This is a genomic window from Pseudactinotalea sp. HY160, assembly GCF_009372055.1.
In the GTDB taxonomy this organism is placed as follows: Bacteria; Actinomycetota; Actinomycetes; order Actinomycetales; family Beutenbergiaceae; genus HY158.
Window position 1 is genome coordinate 111,074 of the sequence record NZ_WHMT01000006.1, and the last position, 21,651, is coordinate 132,724.

Genomic DNA, 21,651 nt, shown 5'->3' on the forward strand with positions numbered 1-21,651 from the left:
GATGAGCGATCTGCAACACCTGGCCGGGCCCTACTTCGGTGAGTTCGGGGGCCGGTTCGTGCCCGAGGCGCTCATCGCGGCCCTCGACGACCTGACCGCCGGTTGGCGCGCGATGAAGGCCGACCCGGCCTTCCGGGAGGAGCTGTCCGCCCTCCTGCGCGACTACGTCGGCCGGCCCTCCCCGATCACCGAGGTGCCCCGGTTCGCCCAGCACGCCGGCGGGGTGCGGGTCTTCCTCAAGCGGGAGGACCTCAACCACACCGGGTCCCACAAGATCAACAACGTGCTCGGCCAGGCGCTCCTCACCCGCCGGGTGGGCAAGCGCCGCGTGATCGCCGAGACGGGCGCCGGCCAGCACGGTGTCGCCACCGCGACCGCGGCCGCCCTGTTCGGGCTCGACTGCACGATCTACATGGGCGCGGTCGACGTCGAGCGGCAGGCCCTCAACGTGGCGCGGATGCGCCTCCTCGGCGCCGAGGTCGTCGCCGTCTCCTCGGGCTCGCGCACGCTCAAGGACGCGATCAACGAGGCCTTCCGCGACTGGGTCACGAACGTCGAGACCACGAACTACGTCTTCGGCACGGTCGCCGGGCCGCACCCGTTCCCCGAGATGGTCCGCGACCTGCAGAAGATCATCGGCGAGGAGGCCCGGGAGCAGCTGCTCGAACGCACCGGACGGCTCCCGGACGCGGTGCTCGCCTGCGTCGGCGGCGGGTCGAACGCCATGGGCATCTTCAACGCCTTCCTCGACGACGACGGCGTGCGTCTCCTCGGCGCCGAGGCCGCGGGCGACGGGGTCGAGACCGGCCGCCACGCCGCCACGATCACCAAGGGAGCGCCCGGGGTGCTCCACGGCGCCAAGAGCTACCTGCTGCAGGACGAGGACGGTCAGACCATCGAGTCCCACTCGATCTCCGCCGGCCTCGACTACCCGGGCGTCGGGCCCGAACACTCCTACCTCGCGAGCATCGGCCGGGCCGAATACCGCGCGATCACCGATTCCGCCGCGATGGACGCCTTCGCGCTGCTCACCCGCACCGAGGGGATCATGCCCGCGATCGAGTCCTCGCACGCGCTCGCCGCCACGATCGACCTCGGCACCGAGCTCGCGGCCGCCGGCGCCGACCCGGAGCACACACACCTGCTCGTCAGCCTCTCCGGACGCGGTGACAAGGACGTGGCCACGGCCGCACACTGGTTCGGACTCGAGAACGAAGGGCAGGGCGCATGAGCCTGACCGCCGCCGCGATCGACGCCGCCCGGGCCGAGGGCCGGGCCGCGCTCATCATCTACCTGCCGGTCGGCTACCCGACCCTCGAGCTCTCCGTCGAGGCGGCCAAGCGGGCCGTCGCCGCGGGCGCCGACGTCATCGAGCTCGGGCTGCCGTATTCGGACCCGGGCATGGACGGCCCGGTGATCGAGGCCGCCGCGGGCCGGGCACTGGCCCAGGGCACGCGCACCCGGGACGTGCTCGCCGCCGTCTCCGAGGTCGCGGCCACCGGGGCGCCGACCCTCGTCATGACCTACTACAACCCCGTGTTCCGCTACGGCGTCGACCGGTTCGCCGCCGACCTGGCCGCGGCCGGGGGAGCGGGCCTCATCACCGCCGACCTCATCCCCGACGAGGCCGGCGACTGGGTGGCCGCCGCCGACGGGCACGACCTCGACAAGGTCTTCGTCGTCGCCCCCTCCTCCACCGACGCCCGGCTCGCGATGACCGCCGCCGCCGGCCGGGGATTCGTGTACGCAGCCTCGACCATGGGCGTGACCGGCACCCGGGCCAGCGTCGGCGTGGCCGCCCACTCGCTCGTGACCCGGTTGCGGGACGCCGGTGCCGAGCGGGTGTGCGTCGGACTCGGCGTCTCGACCGGGGCCCAGGCCGCGGAGGTCGCCCGCTACGCCGACGGGGTGATCGTCGGTTCGGCCGTGGTCAAGGCGCTCTCCTCGAGCCCCGACCCGCAGACGGCCCTCGAGGCGCTCTCGACGATCGTCGGAGAGCTCGCCGCCGGCGTGGGGGCGAGCCGATGATCTCCATGGCGCAGGGGGCTCACGTGACTCAGCTGGTCCCGATGGCGGGCATCCCCAGCCCCACGCAGGGGGTCTGGCACCTCGGGCCCGTGCCGATCCGCGCCTACGCCATCGCGATCCTCGCGGGGATCGCCCTCGGCGCCTGGATCGCGATCCGCCGCTACCGTGCCCGCGGCGGCCCCGAGAACACCGTCGTGGACGCGATGTTCTGGGCCGTCCCGGCCGGGATCATCGGCGCCCGGCTCTACCACGTGTTCTCCTCCCCGGACGCCTACTTCGGCCCGGACGGCGACCTCGTGCGCGCCCTGTACATCTGGGAGGGCGGCCTGGGGATCTGGGGCGCCATCCCCGCCGGGGGGCTGGCCGCGTGGCTCTTCCTGCGCCATCGGGGCCTGCGGCTGGACACCTTCGCCGACGCCCTGGCACCCGGCATCCTCGTGGCGCAGGCCGTCGGCCGGCTCGGCAACTATTTCAACCAGGAGCTCTTCGGCAGCCCGACCACCCTGCCGTGGGGGCTGCAGATCTCCGACGGCACCCTCGCCGCGCAGGGCCTCGACTTCCCGCCCGGCACGCTGTTCCACCCGACCTTCCTCTACGAACTGCTGTGGAACCTCGCCGCGGCGGGCGTGCTCGTGTGGCTCGACCGCCGCTTCCGGCTCGGCCACGGGCGCGTCTTCTGGTCCTACGTCGCGCTCTACACCCTCGGACGCGGCTGGATCGAGACGCTCCGCATCGACCAGGCCGAGCACGTGCTCGGGCTGCGGCTCAACGTGTGGACGGCGATCCTCGTGTTCGCGTTCGCCGTCACCATGGTCGTCGTCATCGGTCGTCGTCATCGCGGCCGCGAGCTCGGCCCGTACCTGCCCGGGCGGGAGCCGGACACGGTGGGCGAGGAGGCGCCGGACCCGGGCGAGGAGGCACCGGACCCGGGCGAGCCCGCGACCGGAGCCGAGGACGAGGCGACCGGAGACGAGGAGCCTGCGGCGCCGCCGGAACGGGCGCGCGACCGGAATGAGTCCGGATTGTGACCGGGCACGCAGCGCCGGCGCAGCCATAGGAGCTATCGTGATGCGAGTCACGGGCCGACGTCGTCCCTACCGGAAGAAGTGAACCTCTCCAGAGGACGTGAGGACGGTCGGATGATCAGTGGTCGTGAACTGGCGGCAGCGCGCGCACTGCCCGACCTGAGCGACCTCGCCGACCAGCTGAACGACCCGCAGCCGTCCCCTCGCGAGGCCCCGGACGGAGCCGGCGCGGAGGCGGGGTCGGCCGCGGGCGGGGTGGCGTTCATCGCGACCCTGCGGGGCATGCCCGGGCGGGACATCATCGATCACGGCCTCACGGCCCTGCGCAACCTCGACCACCGCCGCGGCGGCCCCGGCGGCGGGGCGGGCGTGCTCACCCAGATCCCCGACGCCCTCATGCGCGACGTGACCGTCGCGGACCTGCCGCGCGCGGGGCACTATGCCGTGGGCATGTGCTTCCTGCCGGCCGACGAGGAGCGGGCCGGGCGGGTGCGCGCCTCGATCGACCTCCTCGCCGGCGAGGAGGGGCTGAGCGTGCTCACCTGGCGTCCGGTGCCGACCCGGCCCGACGTGGCCGCCGGGCCAGTCGCCGCCACGATGCCCTCGGTCTGGCAGCTGTTCGTGCGGCTCGCGCAGCCCGCCTCGCAACCCGAGCACGGCGACCCCGAGGCGCTCCAGCGGCAGGTCTACCGGCTGCGCAAGCGCAGCGAACACGCCACCGACGCCTATTTCGCCAGCTTCTCCGCCCGCACGATCCTGTACAAGGCGCTCGTGGGGGCCGGCGACCTCGAGCGGTTCTATCCGGACCTGTCGGATCCGCGGTTCGCCTCCGAGATCGCGGTCGTCCACTCCCGCGCCGCGCAGTCCGAGAGCCTCGACTGGGCCCACGCCCACCCCTTCCGGGTCGCCGCCCACGACGGCACGATCACGTCGATCAACGCGAACCGCAGCTGGGTGGCGGCGCGGGCGCACGCGTTCGCGGCCGAGGGCCTCGGCGACGTGGCGGACCTCGGGCCGATCTGCTCGCCCCAGGAGTCGCCCGCCGCGAGCTTCGACGAACTGCTCGAACTGCTCCACGTCTCGGGGCGGTCCCTGCCGCACGCCGTGCTCATGATGCTCCCCGAGGCCTGGGAGCACCATGCCGGCATGGATCCGCATCACCGTGCCTTCTACCAGTACTACGCCACGATGCTGGAGTCCTGGGACGGCCCGGCGGCGGTGTGCTTCACCGACGGCCGGTTCGTGGGGGCGACGGGCGACCGCCACGGCCTGCGCGCGGGCCGGTACGTGCTCACCGAGGACGGCCTCGTGGTGCTCGCCTCCGAGGTCGGCGTGCTCGACATCGATCCCTCCCGGATCGCCCGGAAGGGCCGGCTGGCCCCGGGCACCATCTTCCTCGTCGACACGGGCATCGGGCAGATCCTCGAGGATCGGGCGATCAAGTCCCCGCTCGCCGAGCGGTACCCGTACTCGGAATGGCTCGAGGCCAACCTGCGCCCGCTCGAACCGGAGCCGGGAGCGCGCACGGCGGCCGAGCCCGATTCGCGGGAGCTGGCCCGCTGGCATCACCTCTTCGGGTACCGGGGGGAGGAGATCCAGGCCCTCCTCGTGCCCACGGCCATGACCGGCATCGCGCCGATCGGACCGGCCGTCGCCGCGGCCGCGGGCACGCGGCCCCGGCTCCTCTTCGACTACTTCTGCGAGCCCCGCCCCCAGGTGACCCAGGCCCCCATCGACGCCGTGCGGGAGGAGGTCGTCAGTTCGCTCGCGGCCGCGATCGGCCCCGAGGCCAACCTCCTCGCCGACGGTCCCGAGCACGCCCGCAAGGTCGTGGTCCGCGGGCCGGCGATCGCCAACGACGAGCTCGCGATGCTCGCGGCCATGGACGGGCGCGACGGCGGCTTCACCACCCGGCGGATCTCGGCCACGGTCGATCCGGCACGGGGGGCGAGCGCCCTGCGCGCGCGGCTGGCGCAGATCCTCGCCGAGGTCGATGCGGCCGTGGCCGACGGCGTCGACTTCCTCCTGCTCTCGGACCGGGTGGCCCCCGGGTCCGCCCGGTCGCCGATCCCGTCGCTGCTCGTCACCTCGGCCGTGCACTCCCACCTGGGTCGCACGGGGGATCGCGCCCGGGTGAGTCTCGTGGTCGAGGCCGGGGACGTGCGCGACGTGCACCAGCTCGCCCGGCTCATCGACTACGGCGCGGCGTGCGTCAACCCGTACGTGGCCATCTCCACCGTCGTCCACCGGGTCCGCACCGGCGCGCTGGCCGGCATTCATCCCGAGGTCGCGGTGCAGAACCTCCTCGGCGGGCTCGGGCGCGGACTCCTGCAGGTCATGGGCGCGCACGGCATCTCCGCCCTCGGCGCCTATCGGGGATCGAGGCTGTGCCACACCCTCGGCCTCGACCACGACCTCGTGGCCGAATTCTTCCCCGGCACCGCGAGCATGGTCGGCGGCGTCGGCCTCGAACGCATCGTCGCCGACCTGCCGCGCGGCCGGGCGGGCACGGTCGACCCGCCGGTCGCCCCGGCGCGGCCCCTGCAGGACCTGCTCGACCTGCGCGCCGACGCGCCCCCGCGCCCCCGCGGGCGGTCCGACGGCGCCCTCGACCGTGTCGAGTCCGCCGAGTCCGTCGAGTCCGTCGAGGCGATCCGCGCGCGCCTGCACGTCCACTCCTCGACGCACCGGCCGGTCGACGTCACGGTGAGCCGCTACGCCCTCACGGCGGCGGCCGTCGCGGCGGCGTCGGTCCTGCGGCTCGCGCCCCCGCCCCACCACGACGTGACCGGCACCGACGATCTCGCCCAGCTCGTGCGGGACCTGCGCCGCGCCGCCCCCGCCGCCCGGATCTGGGTGCAGCTGCTCACCGAGCCGACGATGGGCTCCTACGTGCCCGGGATCGTGGACTCCCACGCCGACGCGATCGTCGTCTCCGCCGAGGCCGAAGCCGTCGCGGGAGCGGCCCGCGGCCGCGGCGACCTGCTCGACGACCTCCATCGCCGCGGCCTGCCGTGGGAACTGGGGCTGCTCGCGACCCGGCGCCGGCTCGACCGGGCCGGCGACCGGACCGTCCGCCTCGTGGCGGACGCCGACCTGCGCGACGGCCACGACGTCGTCGTCGCCGCGCTGCTGGGGGCCGAGGAGTTCGTGCTCGCCCCCGAGGCCGACCCCGAAGCCGTCGCCGCGGAGGTCCGGGAGCTGCTCGGACGCCTCGGCGCCCGCGGCCTCGCCGGGATCGTCGGACGCGGCGAGTTCCTCGACACCTCCCGCGCCGTGTCCGAATGGGCCGGGCACGGGCTCGACCTGAGCGACCTCCTCGCCCCGACACCCGGGCAGCCGGCGGGCCCGAGCAGCCCGGCGGCACACCCCGACACACCCGACGGGCCGCCTGAGCCGTTCGAGCGTCCCTCCGCCCTCGAGGAGGCGTTGGCGCGCGGCGCCCGCACCGCCCTGACCGGTGGCGGCGCCGTCCGGCTCGAGGCGAGGATCGACAGCGCCGACGCGAGCATCGGAACGCGTCTGGGGGCCGAGGTGACCCGCCGATACGGACCGGTCGGCCTGCCGGCCGGGACGGTCACGGTCGACCTGCGGGGCACGGCCGGGCAGAGCCTCGGCGCCTTCCTGCCGGCCGGCGTCACGCTGAGCGTCGTCGGCGACGCGAACGACTACGTGGCCAAGGGGCTCTCCGGGGGGCGGGTCATCGTGCGGCCCGACCGGGCATCGGTGTTCGCCTCCGGGGCGAACGTCATCGCGGGCAACGCGGTGGCCTACGGCGCCAGTTCGGGATCGGTCTTCCTCGGCGGCACCGTGGGGGAGCGGTTCGGGCTGCGCAACGACGGGGCGACCCTCATCTGCGAGGGCGCCGGCGACCACGCCTGCGAGTTCATGTCCGGCGGGACCGTGCTCATCCTCGGCCCGACCGGCTGGAACCTCGGCGCCGGGATGAGCGGCGGAGTGGCGTACGTGCTCGACCTGGAGGAGGAGCTGCTCCATCGGGCGCGGGGCGGACAGCTGCGCACCGGCGGCGTCGACGAGTTCGACGTCCGGGCCCTGACCGTGCTCCTGGCCGAGCACGCCGAGGTGACCGACTCCCGGATCGCCACGGCGCTGCTGTCGAACCCCGACGACATCGAGACCCGGTTCACGCGCGTGCAGCCGCGGGCGATCGACACAGGCGCCGGCCCCCGATCCGAGCGGGTGAGCCACGTCACCAACGCCTGGGAGCGGATCATCGCCCGGCGCTGGCACTGAACCACGTCGCCGCCTCGACCGGGGCGACGACGGATACGGACGGCGGGGGTCTGCGCAGTGGACGCTCGTCTCGAGAAGCAGGAAGAAGGGAATAGGCTGACCCCCATGCGAAGAGCCAAAATCGTGTGCACGCTCGGTCCGGCGACGGAATCGGACGAGATGGTGCAAGCACTAGTCGATGCCGGAATGGACGTGGCGCGGATCAACCGCAGCCACGGTGACGCGGAGGACCACGCGCGGGTGTACCACCGGGTGCGCGCCGCCGCCGAGGCCTCGGGCCGGGCCGTCGCGGTGCTCGTCGACCTGCAGGGGCCGAAGATCCGGCTCGGCCGGTTCGCCGAGGGCCACCACGAGCTCGCCGAGGGCGACATCTTCACGATCACCACCGAGGACGTGCCCGGCACGAAGGAGCTCGTCTCGACGACGTTCAAGGGCCTCCCGCAGGACGTGTCCGTCGGGGACGCCATCCTCATCGACGACGGCCGCGTGACCGTCCGGGTCACCGACGTGACCGCCACCCGCGTGACCACCCGCGTCGAGGTGCCCGGACCCGTCTCGAACAACAAGGGGCTCAACCTGCCCGGCGTGGCCGTCAACGTGCCCGCCCTGAGCGAGAAGGACGCCGAGGACCTGCGCTGGGCGCTCGACCTCGGCGCCGACTTCATCGCGCTGTCGTTCGTGCGCAGCGCGGCCGACTACGACGACGTGCGGGCGATCATGGACGAGAAGGGCCGGATCGTGCCGGTCGTCGCCAAGATCGAGAAGCCGCAGGCCGTGGACAACCTCGAGGAGATCGTCGACGCCTTCGACGGCATCATGGTCGCCCGCGGCGACCTCGGCGTCGAGCTCCCGCTCGAGCAGGTGCCGATCGTGCAGAAGCGCGCGGTGGAGCTGTGCCAGCAGTACGCCAAGCCGGTCATCGTGGCCACCCAGGTGCTCGAGTCGATGATCTCCTCCCCGCGGCCCACCCGCGCCGAGGCCTCCGACTGCGCCAACGCGGTGCTCGACGGTGCGGACGCGGTCATGCTCTCGGGCGAGACGAGCGTGGGCAAGTACCCGATCGTGTGCGTGGAGACCATGGCGCGGATCATCGCCACCACCGAGGAGAACGGGATGGACCGGATCACGCGCAAGGCGCAGGATCCGCACACCCGCGGCGGTGTGATCACGAAGGCCGCGAACGACATCGGCGAGGCCCTCGACGCCACCTACCTCGCCTGCTTCACCCAGTCGGGCGACTCGGCCCGGCGGATGTCGCGGCTGCGGTCGCGCATCCCGCTGCTCGCCTTCACCCCGGTCGCCGACGTGCGCTCCCGGCTCGCGCTCAGCTGGGGAGTGCAGACCTTCCTCGTTCCGCAGGTCGCGCACACCGACGACATGGTGCGCCAGGTCGACGTGACGCTGCGCGAGCAGGGGGCGAGCCGGGAGGGCGACCGCGTGGTCGTCGTCGCCGGTGCGCCCCCGGGGATCGCCGGCAGCACGAACTCGATCCGCGTGCACAAGATGGGCGACCGGTTCGACTGACGTCGATGCCCTCGATGCCCGAGGCACGGTGATGAGGCGGCGGCGCTCCCCCGGGGGCGCCGCCGTCTCGCGCTCGGGGAGGGCCATCAGGTGCATTCGCTACCATCCACGGGGACGAGGGTTCCATCAGATGCAGGAGGGCGTGTGAACGTGCGATCCCGACGGCTGTCCACCGTCGCTGCGGCGCTGACCGCGGCGGCCCTGCTCGCCGCCTGCGGGGTGCTGCCCGACGGCGGGGCGGCGGGCGACGAGGCCCCCTCGGGCCGCGGCGGCTCGGCGGCGGGCGACCCGCCGGTCACCCTCGCCCCGCAATTGCAGGACTGCGGCACCGGCGGGGAGGACCAACTCACCCTGGCCGACACCGATCTGACGCGCGCGACCTGGGACCTGCCCGAGGGCTTCGAGGTCACGGGCGGCTACTACGAGGACAACCCGGTGGAGGAGAACATCCTCGACCTGTGGGTCGCGAAGCCGGTCGGCACGGTGCCCACGCTCAACGTGCTCGACGTCGTCAGCTACGACGGCCTCCAATGGACCGAGGGCGGGGAGGAGTGCGGGGCGGTGCCGCTCTCGGCCGTGAGCGACCGGCTCGCCCATTACCGCCAGGTCATCGGTGCCGTGCCCCTCGACGACCCGGAGCTGACCGAGGTCGGCGGCTACCCGGCGATGCGGCAGAGCCTCGAGGTGTCCAAGTACAGCTACGAGGGCTACTGGCTCTTCTCCACCACCCAGCTCCTGCACATCTACTGCCAGTGGACCGATCCCGCCTACGAGGAGATCATCACCGACGGCTGCGCGGAGCTGATCGCCTCGGTCGAGGTGGACGCGCCGGTCTCCTGAGCGGGCGCTCCGCCCGCGGGCGCTCGGCTACCGGGCCACGGCCACCGCGGTGAGCGTGTGCGGCGCGACCTCGGTCCGGCCGGCGTCGTGGACCGGCGCGGCGGCGCCCGGACGGGCGGCCCACTGGGAGAGTTCGGTCCCGGGCACGAGCGTGATCCGCATCGGCATCCCCGCCTGCGCCCATTCCCGCAGTTCCGACGCGCCCGCGGGCGTGGCCAGGGAACCGAGCGCCCAGTGCCAGAGCGCATGGGCGGCCTGCGCGGCGGCCTTGCCCGTGGAGATCTCGGTCATGACGGCGATGTGAACCGGGCCATTCTCACTGGGCTCACCGGGCTCACTGGGCTCGCTGGTCTCGTCGGGCTCGCGGGGGTAGTCGAGGCCGCTCACCTGTGCCCCGGCCGCGCGCCGCGGGAACTCCCCGTAGTGCATGGGCGCCAGGGCGATGACGTCGCCCTGCGGGAGCGTGCGGACGGCGCAGTCCGCCCCGGTCTCGACCGCCCACCGCCGTACCTGGTCGAGGTGGGCGCCCGCCTTGACCCGGCGCACGGTCTTCGCGGGGGCGACGTCGAGCCACGTCGCCCACGGCTCCGGCGGACCGGCCTGCGTGGGGACCGATCCGCCGGCGGGCGCGTCGAGATAGGCGGCGAGGGACGCGGCGGCGACGGCCCGGATCATGGCCAGGTGCGTTCCCGAGCGGGGCACGAGGATCGGCTGGACGAGATCGGTCGCCGGATCGTAGGCCCTCATGGCTCGCACCCTACTCCGTGGCGGACTCCCGCTCCCGCCGCACGTGGGAGCGGGCGTGGGCGAGCGCGTCGTCGAGCTCGAGGAAGAGGTGCCTGTGGTGCCGCAGCGAGCCGAGCACGCCGATCGTCTCGAACAGGGAGCTGTGGCCGGGCCGGACCCCCTTGATGAGCACGGTGACCCCGCGGGCCTCGAGCCGCTGCACGATCTCGCTCAGCGTGTGCGCCCCGGTCGCATCGACCAGTTCGAGCTGGGACATCTGCAGCACGACCACGGAGACGTCGTCGATCCCGGTGACGGCCTCGAGCACGCGGTCGGCCGCGGCGAAGAACAGCGGGCCGCGGATGCGCACGAGCGCGATCCGGTCGTCGCCCGGCTCGCGGGCGCCGCGGATCTGTTCGCGGCGCACGCCGGTCGAGCGGGAGAGGGAGCGCAGGGCGAAGAAGCCCGCCACGACGATCCCGATGATCACCGCGACGATGAGGTCGACCGAGATCGTCACGATCGCGGTGACGACGTAGGCGGCCGCGTCGGCCCGCGTGGAGAACAGGATCGAGCGGGCCGCGCGCCGGTTGACCATCCGGGAGGCGGTGACCATGAGCACGCCCGCCAGCGCCGCGAGCGGCACGGCGCCCACGGGGGCCGCCGCCACGAGCACGATGAGCAGCAGCACGACCGCGTGGGCGGAGGAGGCCACCCGGGTGCGGGCGCCCGCGCGCAGGTTGACGGCGGTGCGCGCGATCGCGCCCGTGGCGGGCATCCCGCCGAACAGGCCGGCGCCGATCGAGGCGATCCCCTGCCCCACGAGCTCGCGGTCCGGGTCGTAGCGGCCGGTGTCGCCCATCGAGGCCGCCACCCGCACCGACAGCAGCGACTCGATGCCCGCGAGGGCCGCGACCGTGACGGCCGGCAGGAGCAGGGAGGCCGCCGTGGCCGCGTCGATCGCCGGCAGGCGCGGGGCGGTGATCGCGCTCGGCAGCTCGCCGATGACCGCGAGCGGCGTGGGTAGCACGAGCGCGATCACGGTGACGACGACGATCCCGACGAGCGAGCCGGGGATCCCCGAATGTATTCGGGGCAGGCCGATCATGCAGGCGGCCACGATCGCCACGGCCCCGAGCGACCACAGCAGGTAGACCGGCTCGGCGGCGGCGAGGGCCCGGTAGGCAGCGACGACGACGTTCGTGTGCTCGGGCGTGCGACCGGCGACCGAGGGGATCTGCTGGACGAAGATGATCACGCCGATGCCGAGGGTGAAGCCCTCGATCACCGGCCACGGGATGAAGGAGACGGTCCGCCCGAGCCGCAGCATCCCGGCCACGAGCACGATCACCCCGCCCATGAGGCTGACGAGCGCGACGGCCTCGATCCCGTGGGTGGCCACGATCGGGGCGAGCACGACGACCATGGCGCCGGTGGGCCCGGAGACCTGCACGTTCGAACCGCCGAAGACGGCCGCGAGGAAGCCTGCGACGATCGCGGTGACGAGGCCGGCCTGCGCGCCGGCGCCGGAGGAGATCCCGAAGCCGAGGGCCAGCGGCAGGGCGACGATCCCGACCGTCAGGCCGGCGAGCAGGTCACCGCGCCAGCTGCGGCCCAGGCCGGCGTAGTCGGAACGTTGCGGCAGCAGCGTGCGGGCGTACTCCCAGGCACGGTTCATCGAGCACTCACGTGGGTCCCTTCCCGGTGGCACGGCGTGGCCACGGGCGGCCGGCCCCACCGCTCGTCACCATACCCATACCCGGGCGGCGCAGCGGCGGGTGCCTCGGAGCGACTCAGAGCATCTCGAGCGGGGCCGGCCCGGTCGGCGGCGGGAAGGCGGCGTCGATGCGGCGCAGGTCCGCCGGCGTGAGCCGCAGCGTTCCCGCGCGGGCGTTGGCGCGCGCGTGCTCGGGCGAGGAGGCCTTCGGGATGGCGACCACGTCGCCGTCCCGGATCGCCCAGGCGAGCAGCACCTGCGCGACGTCGACCCCATGACCCTCGGCGACCTCGGCCAGCACCGGCTCGCCCAGCAGCCGGCCCTGCTCGATGGGGGAGTAGGCCATCGTCGTGATCGCCGGCTCGCTGCGGCGGTGCGCCGGCAGCAGGTCGAACTCGACGCCCCGGCGCGAGGGGTTGTACAGGACCTGGTTGACGAGGGGCGGCGCGGGCAGGTCGGCCAGGTCGAGGGCGTCGAGGTTGCTCACTCCCCAGGCGCCGATGAGGCCGCGCCCGCGCAGGTGCTCGAACGCCTCGACGGTCTCGGCCACGGGGTGGGGGCCGGGCCAGTGGAGCAGGTAGAGGTCGATCCGGTCCGTCCCGAGGGCCCGCAGCGAGCGCTCGCAGGCCTCGATCGTGCCCCGGGCCGAGGCATTCGAGGGCAGCACTTTGTCCACGAGGTAGACCTCGTCGCGCACCGGCGCGATCGCCTCCCCGACGAGGCTCTCGCTGCGGCCCCCGCCGTACATCTCGGCCGTGTCGACGAGGGTGAGGCCCGCCTCGATCCCCGCACGCAGGGCCGCGATCTCGGTGTCGCGTGTGCCCGGGTCGTCGCCCAGATACCAGGTGCCCTGTCCGAGCCTCGGCACGACGGTGCCGTCGGCCAGGGTGAGGGTGGCGGCGGTCGTCATCACGTCAGCCTAGCCGTGCCCACCCGTGGCGATCACGTGCCGATAGGTGCGTTCCCACCCCGCGGCGGTCGCCTGCCAGGGATGCGCCAGGGCGTGCTCGCGGCCCGCCCGGCCCAACTCGGCGGCGCGGCCGGGATCCTCGAGGAGGGAGCGGATCGTGCCGGCCCAGACCTCCGGGTCCCGGTCCGGCAGCAGGATGCCGGTGACCCCGTCGAGCACGGCGTCGCTCAGGCCCCCGGCACGGGAGGCGATGACCGGCCGGCCCGAGGCCGCGCCCTCGAGGGCGACGAGCCCGTACGTCTCGGAGTGGGAGGGCACGAGCACGGCGAGCGCGTGCCGCATCCGCTCGGCCAGGTCGGCCCGTCCGAGCGGACCGGCGAACTCCACGTCGCCGGCGACGTCGAGGCCGCGGGCCAGCTCGTGCAGATCGGCGGCGTAGTCGGCGAAGCCGCCGGTCGGGGCGCCGGAGACCACGAGCAGCGGGCGCGGCTCGTCGAGGCGGGCGAGGGCCTCGATCGCCAGGTCGACGCCCTTGAGCGGTTCGAGCCGGGCGGCGACCACGAGTCGTGGCCGCCCGGCGGAGGTGCCCGGGACGGTCGGACCTGTCGGAGCGATCGGATGGAATTGTTCCGAGTCCACCCCCGGCGGCACCACGACCACCCGCGAGGGCGCGCTGCCGAGCCGGCCCACGGCCGTGTTCGCCTCGGCGTGGCTCACCGCGATCACCGCATCGGATTCGCGCGCGAGCAGCCGCTCACCGGGCAGGCGCCCCGGGCCCTCCGGGCGCTCCCCGAACGCGAGCGGATCGGCCGGGTCGGCGGCGATCGAGTGGAAGCTCTGCACGTGGCCCAGGCCGCGCTCGCGGGCGATCGCCAGCGCGCTCATCCCGGAGAACCAGTGGTGGGAGTGGAGGATGTCCCACGGTCCCTCGCGGGCGAGCGCCTCGGTGAACTCCTCGACGTGATCCTCGAGCTCGGCCTTGGTCAGCGGGGTGGGCGGGCCGGCCGGCAGATGGTGCACGACCACGCCCGGTGAGTGGGAGACCCGGGCCGGGGACGCGCCGTCCCCGCGCCGGCAGTAGATGTCCACGCTGTGGCCGGCCGCGCCGAGACGCTCGGCGACCTGACGCACGACGACGTTCATGCCGCCGACGTCGCCCGCGCCCGGGCGCCCGATCGGGGAGGTGTGCATGGAGACGAGGGCGATCCGCAGGGGTGGACCGTCGGCGCCCGGCTGGCCGCTCATGCCATCGACCCTACCCGGGCCCCCGGACCCTACCGGGCCCGACCGTGCAGCCGGAGGAGCGCGGCGGCCACCTCGGCGGGCGCCTCGAGGCAGCTCAGGTGCCCGGCGCCCGGCACGGTGACCGGCTCCGCCCCCGGGCCCGGCCCCCGACCGAGCGCCGCCGCCATCGATTCGAGCGCCGCGGGCGGGATCGCGGCGTCGAACTCGCCGCGGAGCACGAGACCCGGGCCGGTGACGCGCTCGAGCACCCCGAGCCGGCCCGGCCGGGCCGCCATCGCCCGCTGCGCCCAGGCGATCGCCGGACCCGGAGCCTCGGCGAGCCGGCCGCGCACCCGGTCCGTGATCTCCGGGCGCCGTGCCCGGGTCGCGGGGGCGAGCAGGGTCTCGACCATCCCCAGCACCGCCTCGGCCCCGACCTCCTCCGCGCGCCCCGCCACCGCGAGCCGGCCGGCGCGTGCCTGCTCCGAATCGGCCTCGGCCTTCGTGTCGAGCAGCCCGATCCCGGCGAGGAGTCCCGGATGGCGCTCCGCGAGGGCGAGGGCCGTGTACCCGCCCATCGAGAGCCCGGCCACGACGGCGCGCCCGATCCCGGCGCCGGTGAGCGTCGAATGGACGGCGTCCGCGTACGCCTCGAGCGAGGGCTCGCCCGGGAGCGGGGCCGAGCCGCCGAACCCGGGTGCGTCGAGCGTGACGACCGGCACGCTGCGCAGGTGCGGGAGGGCGTCGTCCCAGATCCTCGAATCGAGCGGAAAGGCGTGCAGCAGCACGAGCGGGAGGCCGCCGGCGGGGCCGTGCCGGCGCAGGGCGAGGGGCGGGGTGCTCATGTTCGCCAGGATCCCACGCGCCGCGGGCGCCCTGCCAGGGCGGGCTGCGCTGGGCTCTGGGCGGCTCTGGGCGGCTTCGGGGCGGCTTCGGGCAGCCTCGGGCGGCCTCGGCCGACTCCGGGGCAGAATGGGGGCGTGTCAGTTCATGTCCGTGGCCCGCGGGTGCCGATCCCGGGTCAGATCTGGGTGCTCGTGGGGGCCGCGTTCGTCATCGCGATCGGGTTCGGGCTCGTCTCGCCCGTGCTGCCGGCGTATGCGCGCTCCTTCGACGTCGGGGTCGCGGCCGCCTCCGTGATCGTCTCGGCGTTCGCGTTCTTCCGGCTCGTGTTCGCCCCCGTGGGCGGCCGGCTCGTGGGGCTGCTGGGGGAGCGGCCGGTCTACCTCGTGGGCCTGCTCATCGTGGCGGCCTCCTCGATCGCGACCGCCTTCGCCACGTCGTATCCGCAGCTGCTGCTGTTCCGCGGGCTCGGGGGCATCGGCTCGACGATGTTCACGATCTCGGCGATGGCGCTGCTCGTGCGGCTCGCGCCGACGTCGGCCCGGGGCCGGGTGTCCTCGGCCTACGGCTCGGCGTTCCTCATCGGCGGGATGATCGGCCCGGTGCTCGGCGGCCTCCTCGCCGTCTACGGGATGCGGGTGCCGTTCATCGTGTACGGGATCGCGCTGCTCGTGGCGGCGACGGTCGTGGCGATCGGGCTCGGCGGGAGCCGGCTGGTCCGGCACGACCCCGGGGCGGGCGGCGCCGCCGCGATGACCCTGCGGGAGGCGTGGGCGCTGCCCGCCTACCGCGCGACCCTCGTCTCCGGCGCGGCCAACGGCTGGACGAACTTCGGGGTGCGCATGGCGGTGCTGCCGCTGCTCGCGATCGCCGTGCTCGACGAGCCGTGGGTCGCGGGCGCGGTGCTCGCGATCGGGGCCGTCGGAACGGCCGGCACGCTGCAGGTCTCGGGGCGGCTCGCGGACCGGATCGGGCGCCGCCCGCTCATCGTGGCGGGCATGCTCGTCATGGCCGTGGCGATGGGCCTGCTCGGGCTCACGGGCCGCGACGGACTCGGGGACGGGGTCGGACTCGGCGCCCTCTTCGCGCTCTCCCTGCTCTCCGGGATCGGCGCCGGGTTCGTGAGCCCCGGTCTGCAGGCGGCCGTGGCGGACGTGATCGGGCGCGAACGCGGCGGCGGCACGGTGCTGTCGGCGTTCCAGATGTCCCAGGACGGCGGCGCGATCCTCGGACCGATCCTCATCGGGGTCGTCGCCGACCGGGCCGGCTTCGAGGCGGCGTTCCTCGCGACCGGGATCGTCTGCCTCGTCGGCGCCGCGCCGTGGCTGTGGGCGCGCGACACGCTCGAGTTCGTGCCCGCACCGGTCACCGAGGGCGAGGCGGCCTGACCGGCGTCCCCGTCTTTCGGACGGCGGGCTCCGGAGGGACAATAGAGGTATGAGCTCCACAACGACCACCCGAACGGCCACCGCTGCGGCGGCCGGCCGCGCACTCGAGGAGACCGACGACCCGCGCGAGCAGATCACGGTCGGAGTCGTCATGGCCGACGGGCGCCTCGCCCCTCGTTCCTTCGCCTCCCGCGCCGAGGCGGAGGCATGGGCCCGGCCGGAGGAGCAGGTCGTCGAGTGGAACTTCGTCTGCCGCTGCGATGCGTGAGCCGGGTCGTTCCAGCCCGGACTCGACAGGGGGTGCCGCTCCCGGGACCTCGGTCCGCTCCGCGACGTTCACGATGCCCGGATCGGCGGCCGGCTCGTGAAACGGGCGGCGGGGCCGGTCGATCGACCGGCTCGCCGTCGAAGACCGTTCGCCGCGGCGGTGCCCCGAGTGGGATTCGAACCCACACTGGATCGGGTTTGAGCCGAACGCCTCTGCCGGTTGGGCTATCGGGGCAAGTGAGACACAGGATACCGTTCTTCGGCACACTCCCAGACCGTTCGGGGGCTAGGCTGCCTCTTGTGAGCGATGAGAAGCCTAACCGTGACCAGCACCCCGACGCGCCGACGATCGATCTCGACGACATCGATCTCGGCTCCGTGGGGGACACCCCCGCCCAGCACCGCGGCCGCGTCGTCGTGGCCGAGGACGAGGCCCTCATCCGGCTCGACGTGGTCGAGACCCTGAACGAGGCCGGATACGAGGTGGTCGGCGAGGCCGGTGACGGCGAGGCCGCCGTCAAGCTCGCCACCGAGCTCGAACCCGATCTCGTGGTCATGGACGTCAAGATGCCGATCCTCGACGGAATCAGCGCCGCCGAGCGGATCACCAAGGCCCGGATCGCCCCGGTCGTGCTGCTCACGGCGTTCTCCCAGACGGAACTGGTCGAGCGCGCCCGGGACGCCGGCGCCATGGCCTATGTGGTCAAGCCGTTCACGCCCGCGGACCTGCTCCCGGCGATCGAGATCGCGATGCACCGGCACCGTGAGATCTCCGCCCTCGAGGCCGAGGTCGCCGACCTGACCGACCGGTTCGAGACCCGTAAGCGCGTCGACCGCGCCAAGGGCCTGCTCATGTCGAAGATGGGCCTGAGCGAGCCGGAGTCGTTCCGGTGGATCCAGAAGACCTCGATGGACCGTCGCCTGACCATGCGTGAGGTGGCCGACGCCGTCATCGATCAGGTCGGCGGCAAGAAGTAGCCCCATCCGGCTGCCGGCGGGGGTCGCCATCCGTCCGGTCGGTGTGACAGACTGCGGACCCTAGCGCAGCAGTTGACGCCCGGCCTGTACCGACACGCCGGTCCGAGCGGTCGGCGCCGCTGGACCGGTTCGGTGGCCGCGCGCCCGCGGCACGAGGATGAACAGGAGTGATGACCGTGGCCTGGGGTAACCTCTCCGCGCGCCGGGCTGTACCCGGCGACTTCGACGACGTGCTCGAGATCCTCCGCCTCGCCCGGGCCGACTCCCCGCTCGGACCGCACCTGTGCAGCCCCGACGGCGATCGCGTGGCCGAGCAGCTGGCCGCCTGGTTCGAGCTCGCCGACACCCACCTGGTCGTGGCCGAGTCCGACGACCGGATCATGGGCATCACGTTCTGCCAGATCGTGGACACGAGCGTCTTCGCCGACCTGCGGTTCCTGCAGATCGAGGCGGTCTTCGTGCATCCGGAGTTCCGCCGCCGGGGCGTGGGCCGCATGCTCATGACCGAGGTCGCGCACCTCGCCGTCGAGGTCGAGGCCGAGCGGATCGTCACGATCGTGCTCACCGGCGCCCGGAGCGAGCAGCGCTTCCTCGCCGGCCTCGGATTCGGACCGGCCGGGTCGCGCCGGATCGTCGACACCACCGCGCTCCTGCGGCGCCTCGAGGTGCCCGTGAGCCACCGGGAGCGCCGGGTGCGCGGCTTCGACGACCTCATCGCCCGCCGCCGCCGCAGCCGCGAGCTCACCGCCGCCCAGCACTGATCCGGCTCGTCGCGCTCACGCCTCCCGGATGAGACAGGTGAGCCGGGCCGAGCACAGCAGCCGGTCGCCCTCCTCGGTGCGCACCTCGACCGCGTAGACCGCGAGCGTGCGGCCCAGGTGACGGGCCTCGGCCGTCGCCACGACCCAGCCCTCCCGGGCGGAGCGGTGGTGGGAGGCACTCAGCTCGATCCCCACGGCGAGCCGGCCCGGCCCGCCGTGGAGCATCGCCGCGAAGGAGCCGACCGTCTCGGCCAGGGCCGCACTCGCTCCGCCGTGCAGCAGCCCGGCGGGTTGGGTGTTCCCGGCGACCGGCATCCGGGCCGTGCACCGGCCCGCGCCCAGCTCCGTCAGCTCGATGCCCATCCGCTCGATGAGTGTGCCCTCGAGCGAATACCCCTCGTCCCGCATCCGCCGTAGCCGCTGTGACACGGCGTCCAGGTCCGGGGCGGGTGCGGTCGGGCTCGGTGGCGGCGTGTCGGTCATGCCACCTAGGGTGGCAGGTGTGACGACACCTGCGCGAGCGCGACTGCTGATCATCGACGGCCACTCGATGGCCTACCGGGCGTTCTTCGCCCTCCCGGCCGAGAACTTCTCCACCTCGACCGGGCAGACCACGAACGCCGTCTACGGGTTCACGTCGATGCTCATCAACCTCCTGCGCGACGAGAGCCCGACCCACGTCGCGGTCGCGTTCGACAAGTCCTCGCACACGTTCCGCACCGACACCTACCCCGAGTACAAGGCCGGCCGGGCGGAGACCCCGCAGGAGTTCCGCGGCCAGATCCCACTCATCATGAACGTGCTCGACGCCCTCGCGATCCCGCACGTGGCCCTCGACGGCTACGAGGCCGACGACATCCTCGCGACCTGGTCGACCCAGGCCGAGGCCGCCGACATCGACACGCTCATCTGCTCGGGCGACCGGGACGCCTTCCAGCTCGTGACCGATCGGGTCACGGTGCTCTATCCGATCCGCGGCGTCTCGGAGCTCGCCCGAATGGACCCGGACGCGGTGTTCACCAAGTACGGCGTCTGGCCCGCCCAGTACCGCGACCTGGCCGCCCTCGTCGGGGAATCGGCCGACAACCTGCCCGGCGTGCCCAAGGTCGGGCCCAAGACCGCCGCGAAGTGGATCGGGCTGTACGACGGCCTCGACGGGATCGTCGCCCACGCCGACGTCATCGGCGGGGTCGCCGGGGCGAACCTGCGGGAGCATCTCGACCAGGTCGTGCTCAACAAGACGCTCAACGGGCTCCTGACCGATCTCGACCTGCCCGTGCCCGCCGTCGCCGCGGAGCGCCGGGCCTACGAGCGCGAGGCCGTGCACGAGATCTTCGACGCGCTCGAGTTCCGGGTGCTGCGCGACCGCCTCTTCGCCCTCGGCGGCGCCGACGTCGAGACCGTCTCGGCCGAGACCTTCGACGTCGCCGTCTCCGCCGATCCGCTCGCGGACTGGCTCGCCGCCCGCACCGGTCGGGTGCTCGGCGTGCACGTGAGCGGCGGCCTCGCCCACGGCAGCGGCGAGGCCTGGTCGATCGCGATCTCGGACGGCGAGAGCGCCGTCACCCGGGACCTCGCCCAGGTCTCGGGCCAGGAGGAGCGCGCCCTGGCCGACTGGCTCGCCGACCCGGCGGCGCCCAAGGCGCTGCACGAGGCGAAGGACGCCTGGCACCGGCTCGACGGCAGCGGCCTCCCGCTCGCGGGGGTCGCCTTCGACACCGCGATCGCCGCCTACCTGTGCCACCCCGACCAGCGCTCCTACGCACTCGAGGACCTGGCGCTGCGGCACCTCCAACGCGAACTGGTGGCCGAGGAGGGCACCGGGGGACAGCAGGCCCTCAACCTCGACGGCGGGGATGCCGACGTCGACGGCGCGAGGCGAGCGGGCGCCGTCCATGCGCTCGTGGGAGCCCTCGACGGCGAGCTGACCACCCGGGAGGCCCGCGACCTGCTCACCGACCTCGAGCTGCCGGTCGCGTGGGTGCTCGCCGACATGGAGAAGACGGGCATCGCGGCCGACGTCGACTACCTCGAGGGCCTCGAACGGGACTTCACGCGGGCCGTCGAGGAGGCCGCGGCGGCCGCGTACGAGGTGATCGGACGGGAGGTCAACCTCTCCTCGCCGAAGCAGCTGCAGCAGGTGCTCTTCGAGGACCTGGAGATGCCCAAGACCCGCAAGACCAAGACGGGCTACACGACCGACGCCGACGCGCTCGCCGACCTGTTCGCCAAGACCGAGCATGCGTTCCTGCAGCACCTGCTCACCCACCGCGACGCGATCCGGCTGCGGCAGACGGTCGAGTCGCTGCTGCGATTCGTCGCCCCCGACGGGCGCATCCACACGACCTACTCCCAGACGGTGGCGGCCACGGGCCGACTCAGCTCGGCCGATCCGAACCTGCAGAACATCCCCATCCGCACGGAGGCCGGCACCCGCATCCGGGAGGCGTTCGTGGTGGGCGAGGGCTTCGAGACCCTCCTCACCGCCGACTACTCCCAGATCGAGATGCGCATCATGGCGCACATGTCCGGCGATGCCGGGCTCATCGCCGCGTTCAACTCCGGGGAGGACCTGCACTCGTTCGTGGGCTCGCGCGTGTTCGGCGTCGAGCCGTCCGAGGTGACCGCGCCGATGCGCTCGAAGATCAAGGCGATGAGCTACGGCCTCGCGTACGGGCTGTCGGCCTTCGGGCTCTCGAAGCAGCTGCGGATCGCGACGTCGGAGGCGCGCGGGCTCATGGCCGACTACTTCGAGCGGTTCGGCGGGGTGCGCGACTACCTCGAGGGGGTCGTGGCGCAGGCGCGCTCGAGCGGCTACACGCAGACCCTGCTCGGCCGGCGCCGCTACCTGCCGGACCTCACGAGCGACAACCGGCAGCGGCGGGAGATGGCCGAGCGGATGGCCCTCAATGCGCCGATCCAGGGCAGCGCGGCCGACCTCGTCAAGGTGGCGATGGTGCGGGTGGCCGAGGCGTTCACGGCCGCCGGGCTCGCCTCGCGGCTGCTGCTGCAGGTGCACGACGAACTCGTGGTCGAGGTCGCGCCGGGGGAGCGGGCGGAGGTCGAGCGGATCCTGCGGGCCGAGATGGCCGGGGCGGCGGACCTGTCGGTGCCGCTCGAGGTGTCCGTCGGGGCCGGGGACAGCTGGCGCACCGCGGGCCACTGA

General features: G+C 73.7%; 17 protein-coding genes and 1 tRNA gene. 11 read left to right on the plus strand and 7 right to left on the minus strand.

All coding sequences use genetic code 11. The annotated features are described in order from the left end of the window. The first annotated feature begins 1 nt into the window (after position 1). The 6 genes from trpB to GCG21_RS07905 all read left to right on the plus strand — a co-directional run bounded on the left by trpB (position 2) and on the right by GCG21_RS07905 (position 9,671). Complete coding sequence (gene trpB, locus GCG21_RS07880) at positions 2 to 1,231, plus strand: tryptophan synthase subunit beta (protein WP_152818838.1); 1,230 nt, start codon at positions 2 to 4, stop codon at positions 1,229 to 1,231. Next, the gene (gene trpA, locus GCG21_RS07885) at positions 1,228 to 2,028 is read left to right on the plus strand and encodes a tryptophan synthase subunit alpha (RefSeq protein WP_152818840.1); all 801 of its coding nucleotides are present in this window, start codon (positions 1,228 to 1,230) and stop codon (positions 2,026 to 2,028) included. The genes trpB and trpA overlap by 4 nt, the downstream gene beginning before the upstream one ends. Before the next feature lie 23 nt (positions 2,029 to 2,051). Continuing rightward, positions 2,052 to 3,056 (plus strand): prolipoprotein diacylglyceryl transferase, encoded by a 1,005-nt coding sequence (gene lgt / locus GCG21_RS07890; protein ID WP_370517394.1) that lies wholly within the window; start codon positions 2,052 to 2,054, stop codon positions 3,054 to 3,056. 111 nt (positions 3,057 to 3,167) lie between these two features. Further along, positions 3,168 to 7,307, plus strand: a complete 4,140-nt coding sequence (locus GCG21_RS07895; RefSeq protein WP_152818844.1) for a glutamate synthase central domain-containing protein — start codon at positions 3,168 to 3,170, stop codon at positions 7,305 to 7,307. A 105-nt stretch (positions 7,308 to 7,412) separates the two neighbouring features. Next, entirely contained in the window at positions 7,413 to 8,831 is a 1,419-nt protein-coding gene (gene pyk, locus GCG21_RS07900) for a pyruvate kinase (protein WP_152818846.1), read from the plus strand. Between the two features lie 144 nt (positions 8,832 to 8,975). Continuing rightward, positions 8,976 to 9,671, plus strand: a complete 696-nt coding sequence (locus tag GCG21_RS07905) for a hypothetical protein (protein ID WP_152818848.1) — start codon at positions 8,976 to 8,978, stop codon at positions 9,669 to 9,671. A 27-nt stretch (positions 9,672 to 9,698) separates the two neighbouring features. Here GCG21_RS07905 and GCG21_RS07910 read toward each other — a convergent pair whose 3' ends face one another. The 5 genes from GCG21_RS07910 to GCG21_RS07930 all read right to left on the minus strand — a co-directional run bounded on the left by GCG21_RS07910 (position 9,699) and on the right by GCG21_RS07930 (position 15,093). After that, positions 9,699 to 10,418 carry a peptidyl-tRNA hydrolase gene (locus GCG21_RS07910; protein ID WP_152818850.1) on the minus strand — a complete coding sequence of 240 codons (720 nt, stop codon included), beginning with the start codon at positions 10,416 to 10,418 and terminating at the stop codon, positions 9,699 to 9,701. A gap of 10 nt (positions 10,419 to 10,428) precedes the next feature. Beyond that, positions 10,429 to 12,075 carry a SulP family inorganic anion transporter gene (locus tag GCG21_RS07915; RefSeq protein WP_152818852.1) on the minus strand — a complete coding sequence of 549 codons (1,647 nt, stop codon included), beginning with the start codon at positions 12,073 to 12,075 and terminating at the stop codon, positions 10,429 to 10,431. A gap of 115 nt (positions 12,076 to 12,190) precedes the next feature. Continuing rightward, positions 12,191 to 13,024, minus strand: a complete 834-nt coding sequence (locus GCG21_RS07920) for an aldo/keto reductase (protein WP_152818853.1) — start codon at positions 13,022 to 13,024, stop codon at positions 12,191 to 12,193. Between the two features lie 9 nt (positions 13,025 to 13,033). Then, on the minus strand, positions 13,034 to 14,269 hold the full coding sequence (locus GCG21_RS07925; protein WP_152818855.1) for a glycosyltransferase: 1,236 nt from the start codon (positions 14,267 to 14,269) through the stop codon (positions 13,034 to 13,036). Between the two features lie 29 nt (positions 14,270 to 14,298). Continuing rightward, complete coding sequence (locus tag GCG21_RS07930; protein WP_152818857.1) at positions 14,299 to 15,093, minus strand: alpha/beta fold hydrolase; 795 nt, start codon at positions 15,091 to 15,093, stop codon at positions 14,299 to 14,301. Between the two features lie 135 nt (positions 15,094 to 15,228). On the opposite strand from GCG21_RS07930, the gene GCG21_RS07935 reads away from it, so the two are divergent. After that, positions 15,229 to 16,479, plus strand: coding sequence for an MFS transporter (locus GCG21_RS07935; RefSeq protein WP_153877811.1), 1,251 nt, complete (start codon positions 15,229 to 15,231; stop codon positions 16,477 to 16,479). A 49-nt stretch (positions 16,480 to 16,528) separates the two neighbouring features. Next, complete coding sequence (locus GCG21_RS07940; RefSeq protein ID WP_152818860.1) at positions 16,529 to 16,747, plus strand: hypothetical protein; 219 nt, start codon at positions 16,529 to 16,531, stop codon at positions 16,745 to 16,747. A 160-nt stretch (positions 16,748 to 16,907) separates the two neighbouring features. Here the strand turns inward: GCG21_RS07940 and GCG21_RS07945 are convergent. Next, positions 16,908 to 16,981: transfer RNA gene (locus GCG21_RS07945), tRNA-Leu, on the minus strand. Between the two features lie 113 nt (positions 16,982 to 17,094). Here GCG21_RS07945 and GCG21_RS07950 point away from each other — a divergent pair. Both GCG21_RS07950 and GCG21_RS07955 read left to right on the plus strand, forming a co-directional pair. After that, on the plus strand, positions 17,095 to 17,724 hold the full coding sequence (locus GCG21_RS07950; RefSeq protein WP_370460222.1) for an ANTAR domain-containing response regulator: 630 nt from the start codon (positions 17,095 to 17,097) through the stop codon (positions 17,722 to 17,724). A 176-nt stretch (positions 17,725 to 17,900) separates the two neighbouring features. Then, positions 17,901 to 18,485: a GNAT family N-acetyltransferase gene (locus GCG21_RS07955; RefSeq protein WP_194164996.1), complete on the plus strand. Its 585-nt coding sequence runs from the start codon at positions 17,901 to 17,903 to the stop codon at positions 18,483 to 18,485. A 15-nt stretch (positions 18,486 to 18,500) separates the two neighbouring features. Here the strand turns inward: GCG21_RS07955 and GCG21_RS07960 are convergent, their stop codons facing one another. After that, the gene (locus GCG21_RS07960; protein ID WP_152818863.1) at positions 18,501 to 18,968 is read right to left on the minus strand and encodes a PaaI family thioesterase; all 468 of its coding nucleotides are present in this window, start codon (positions 18,966 to 18,968) and stop codon (positions 18,501 to 18,503) included. Between GCG21_RS07960 and polA the strand changes: the two genes are divergently transcribed. Continuing rightward, positions 18,967 to 21,651: a DNA polymerase I gene (polA, locus tag GCG21_RS07965; RefSeq protein WP_152818967.1), complete on the plus strand. Its 2,685-nt coding sequence runs from the start codon at positions 18,967 to 18,969 to the stop codon at positions 21,649 to 21,651. The two genes, GCG21_RS07960 and polA, sit on opposite strands and share 2 nt — an antisense overlap.

Excerpts from the sequence above, each read along its gene's own strand:
- GCG21_RS07960 (WP_152818863.1), bottom strand. The coding sequence starts at position 18,968 with ATGACCGACACGCCGCCACCGAGCCCGACCGCACCCGCCCCGGACCTG.
- GCG21_RS07915 (WP_152818852.1), bottom strand. The coding sequence starts at position 12,075 with ATGAACCGTGCCTGGGAGTACGCCCGCACGCTGCTGCCGCAACGTTCC.
- GCG21_RS07925 (WP_152818855.1), bottom strand. The coding sequence starts at position 14,269 with ATGAGCGGCCAGCCGGGCGCCGACGGTCCACCCCTGCGGATCGCCCTC.
- GCG21_RS07920 (WP_152818853.1), bottom strand. The coding sequence starts at position 13,024 with ATGACGACCGCCGCCACCCTCACCCTGGCCGACGGCACCGTCGTGCCG.
- trpB (WP_152818838.1), top strand. The coding sequence starts at position 2 with ATGAGCGATCTGCAACACCTGGCCGGGCCCTACTTCGGTGAGTTCGGG.
- pyk (WP_152818846.1), top strand. The coding sequence starts at position 7,413 with ATGCGAAGAGCCAAAATCGTGTGCACGCTCGGTCCGGCGACGGAATCG.
- GCG21_RS07910 (WP_152818850.1), bottom strand. The coding sequence starts at position 10,418 with ATGAGGGCCTACGATCCGGCGACCGATCTCGTCCAGCCGATCCTCGTG.
- GCG21_RS07895 (WP_152818844.1), top strand. The coding sequence starts at position 3,168 with ATGATCAGTGGTCGTGAACTGGCGGCAGCGCGCGCACTGCCCGACCTG.
- GCG21_RS07930 (WP_152818857.1), bottom strand. The coding sequence starts at position 15,093 with ATGAGCACCCCGCCCCTCGCCCTGCGCCGGCACGGCCCCGCCGGCGGC.
- GCG21_RS07940 (WP_152818860.1), top strand. The coding sequence starts at position 16,529 with ATGAGCTCCACAACGACCACCCGAACGGCCACCGCTGCGGCGGCCGGC.
- polA (WP_152818967.1), top strand. The coding sequence starts at position 18,967 with ATGCCACCTAGGGTGGCAGGTGTGACGACACCTGCGCGAGCGCGACTG.
- trpA (WP_152818840.1), top strand. The coding sequence starts at position 1,228 with ATGAGCCTGACCGCCGCCGCGATCGACGCCGCCCGGGCCGAGGGCCGG.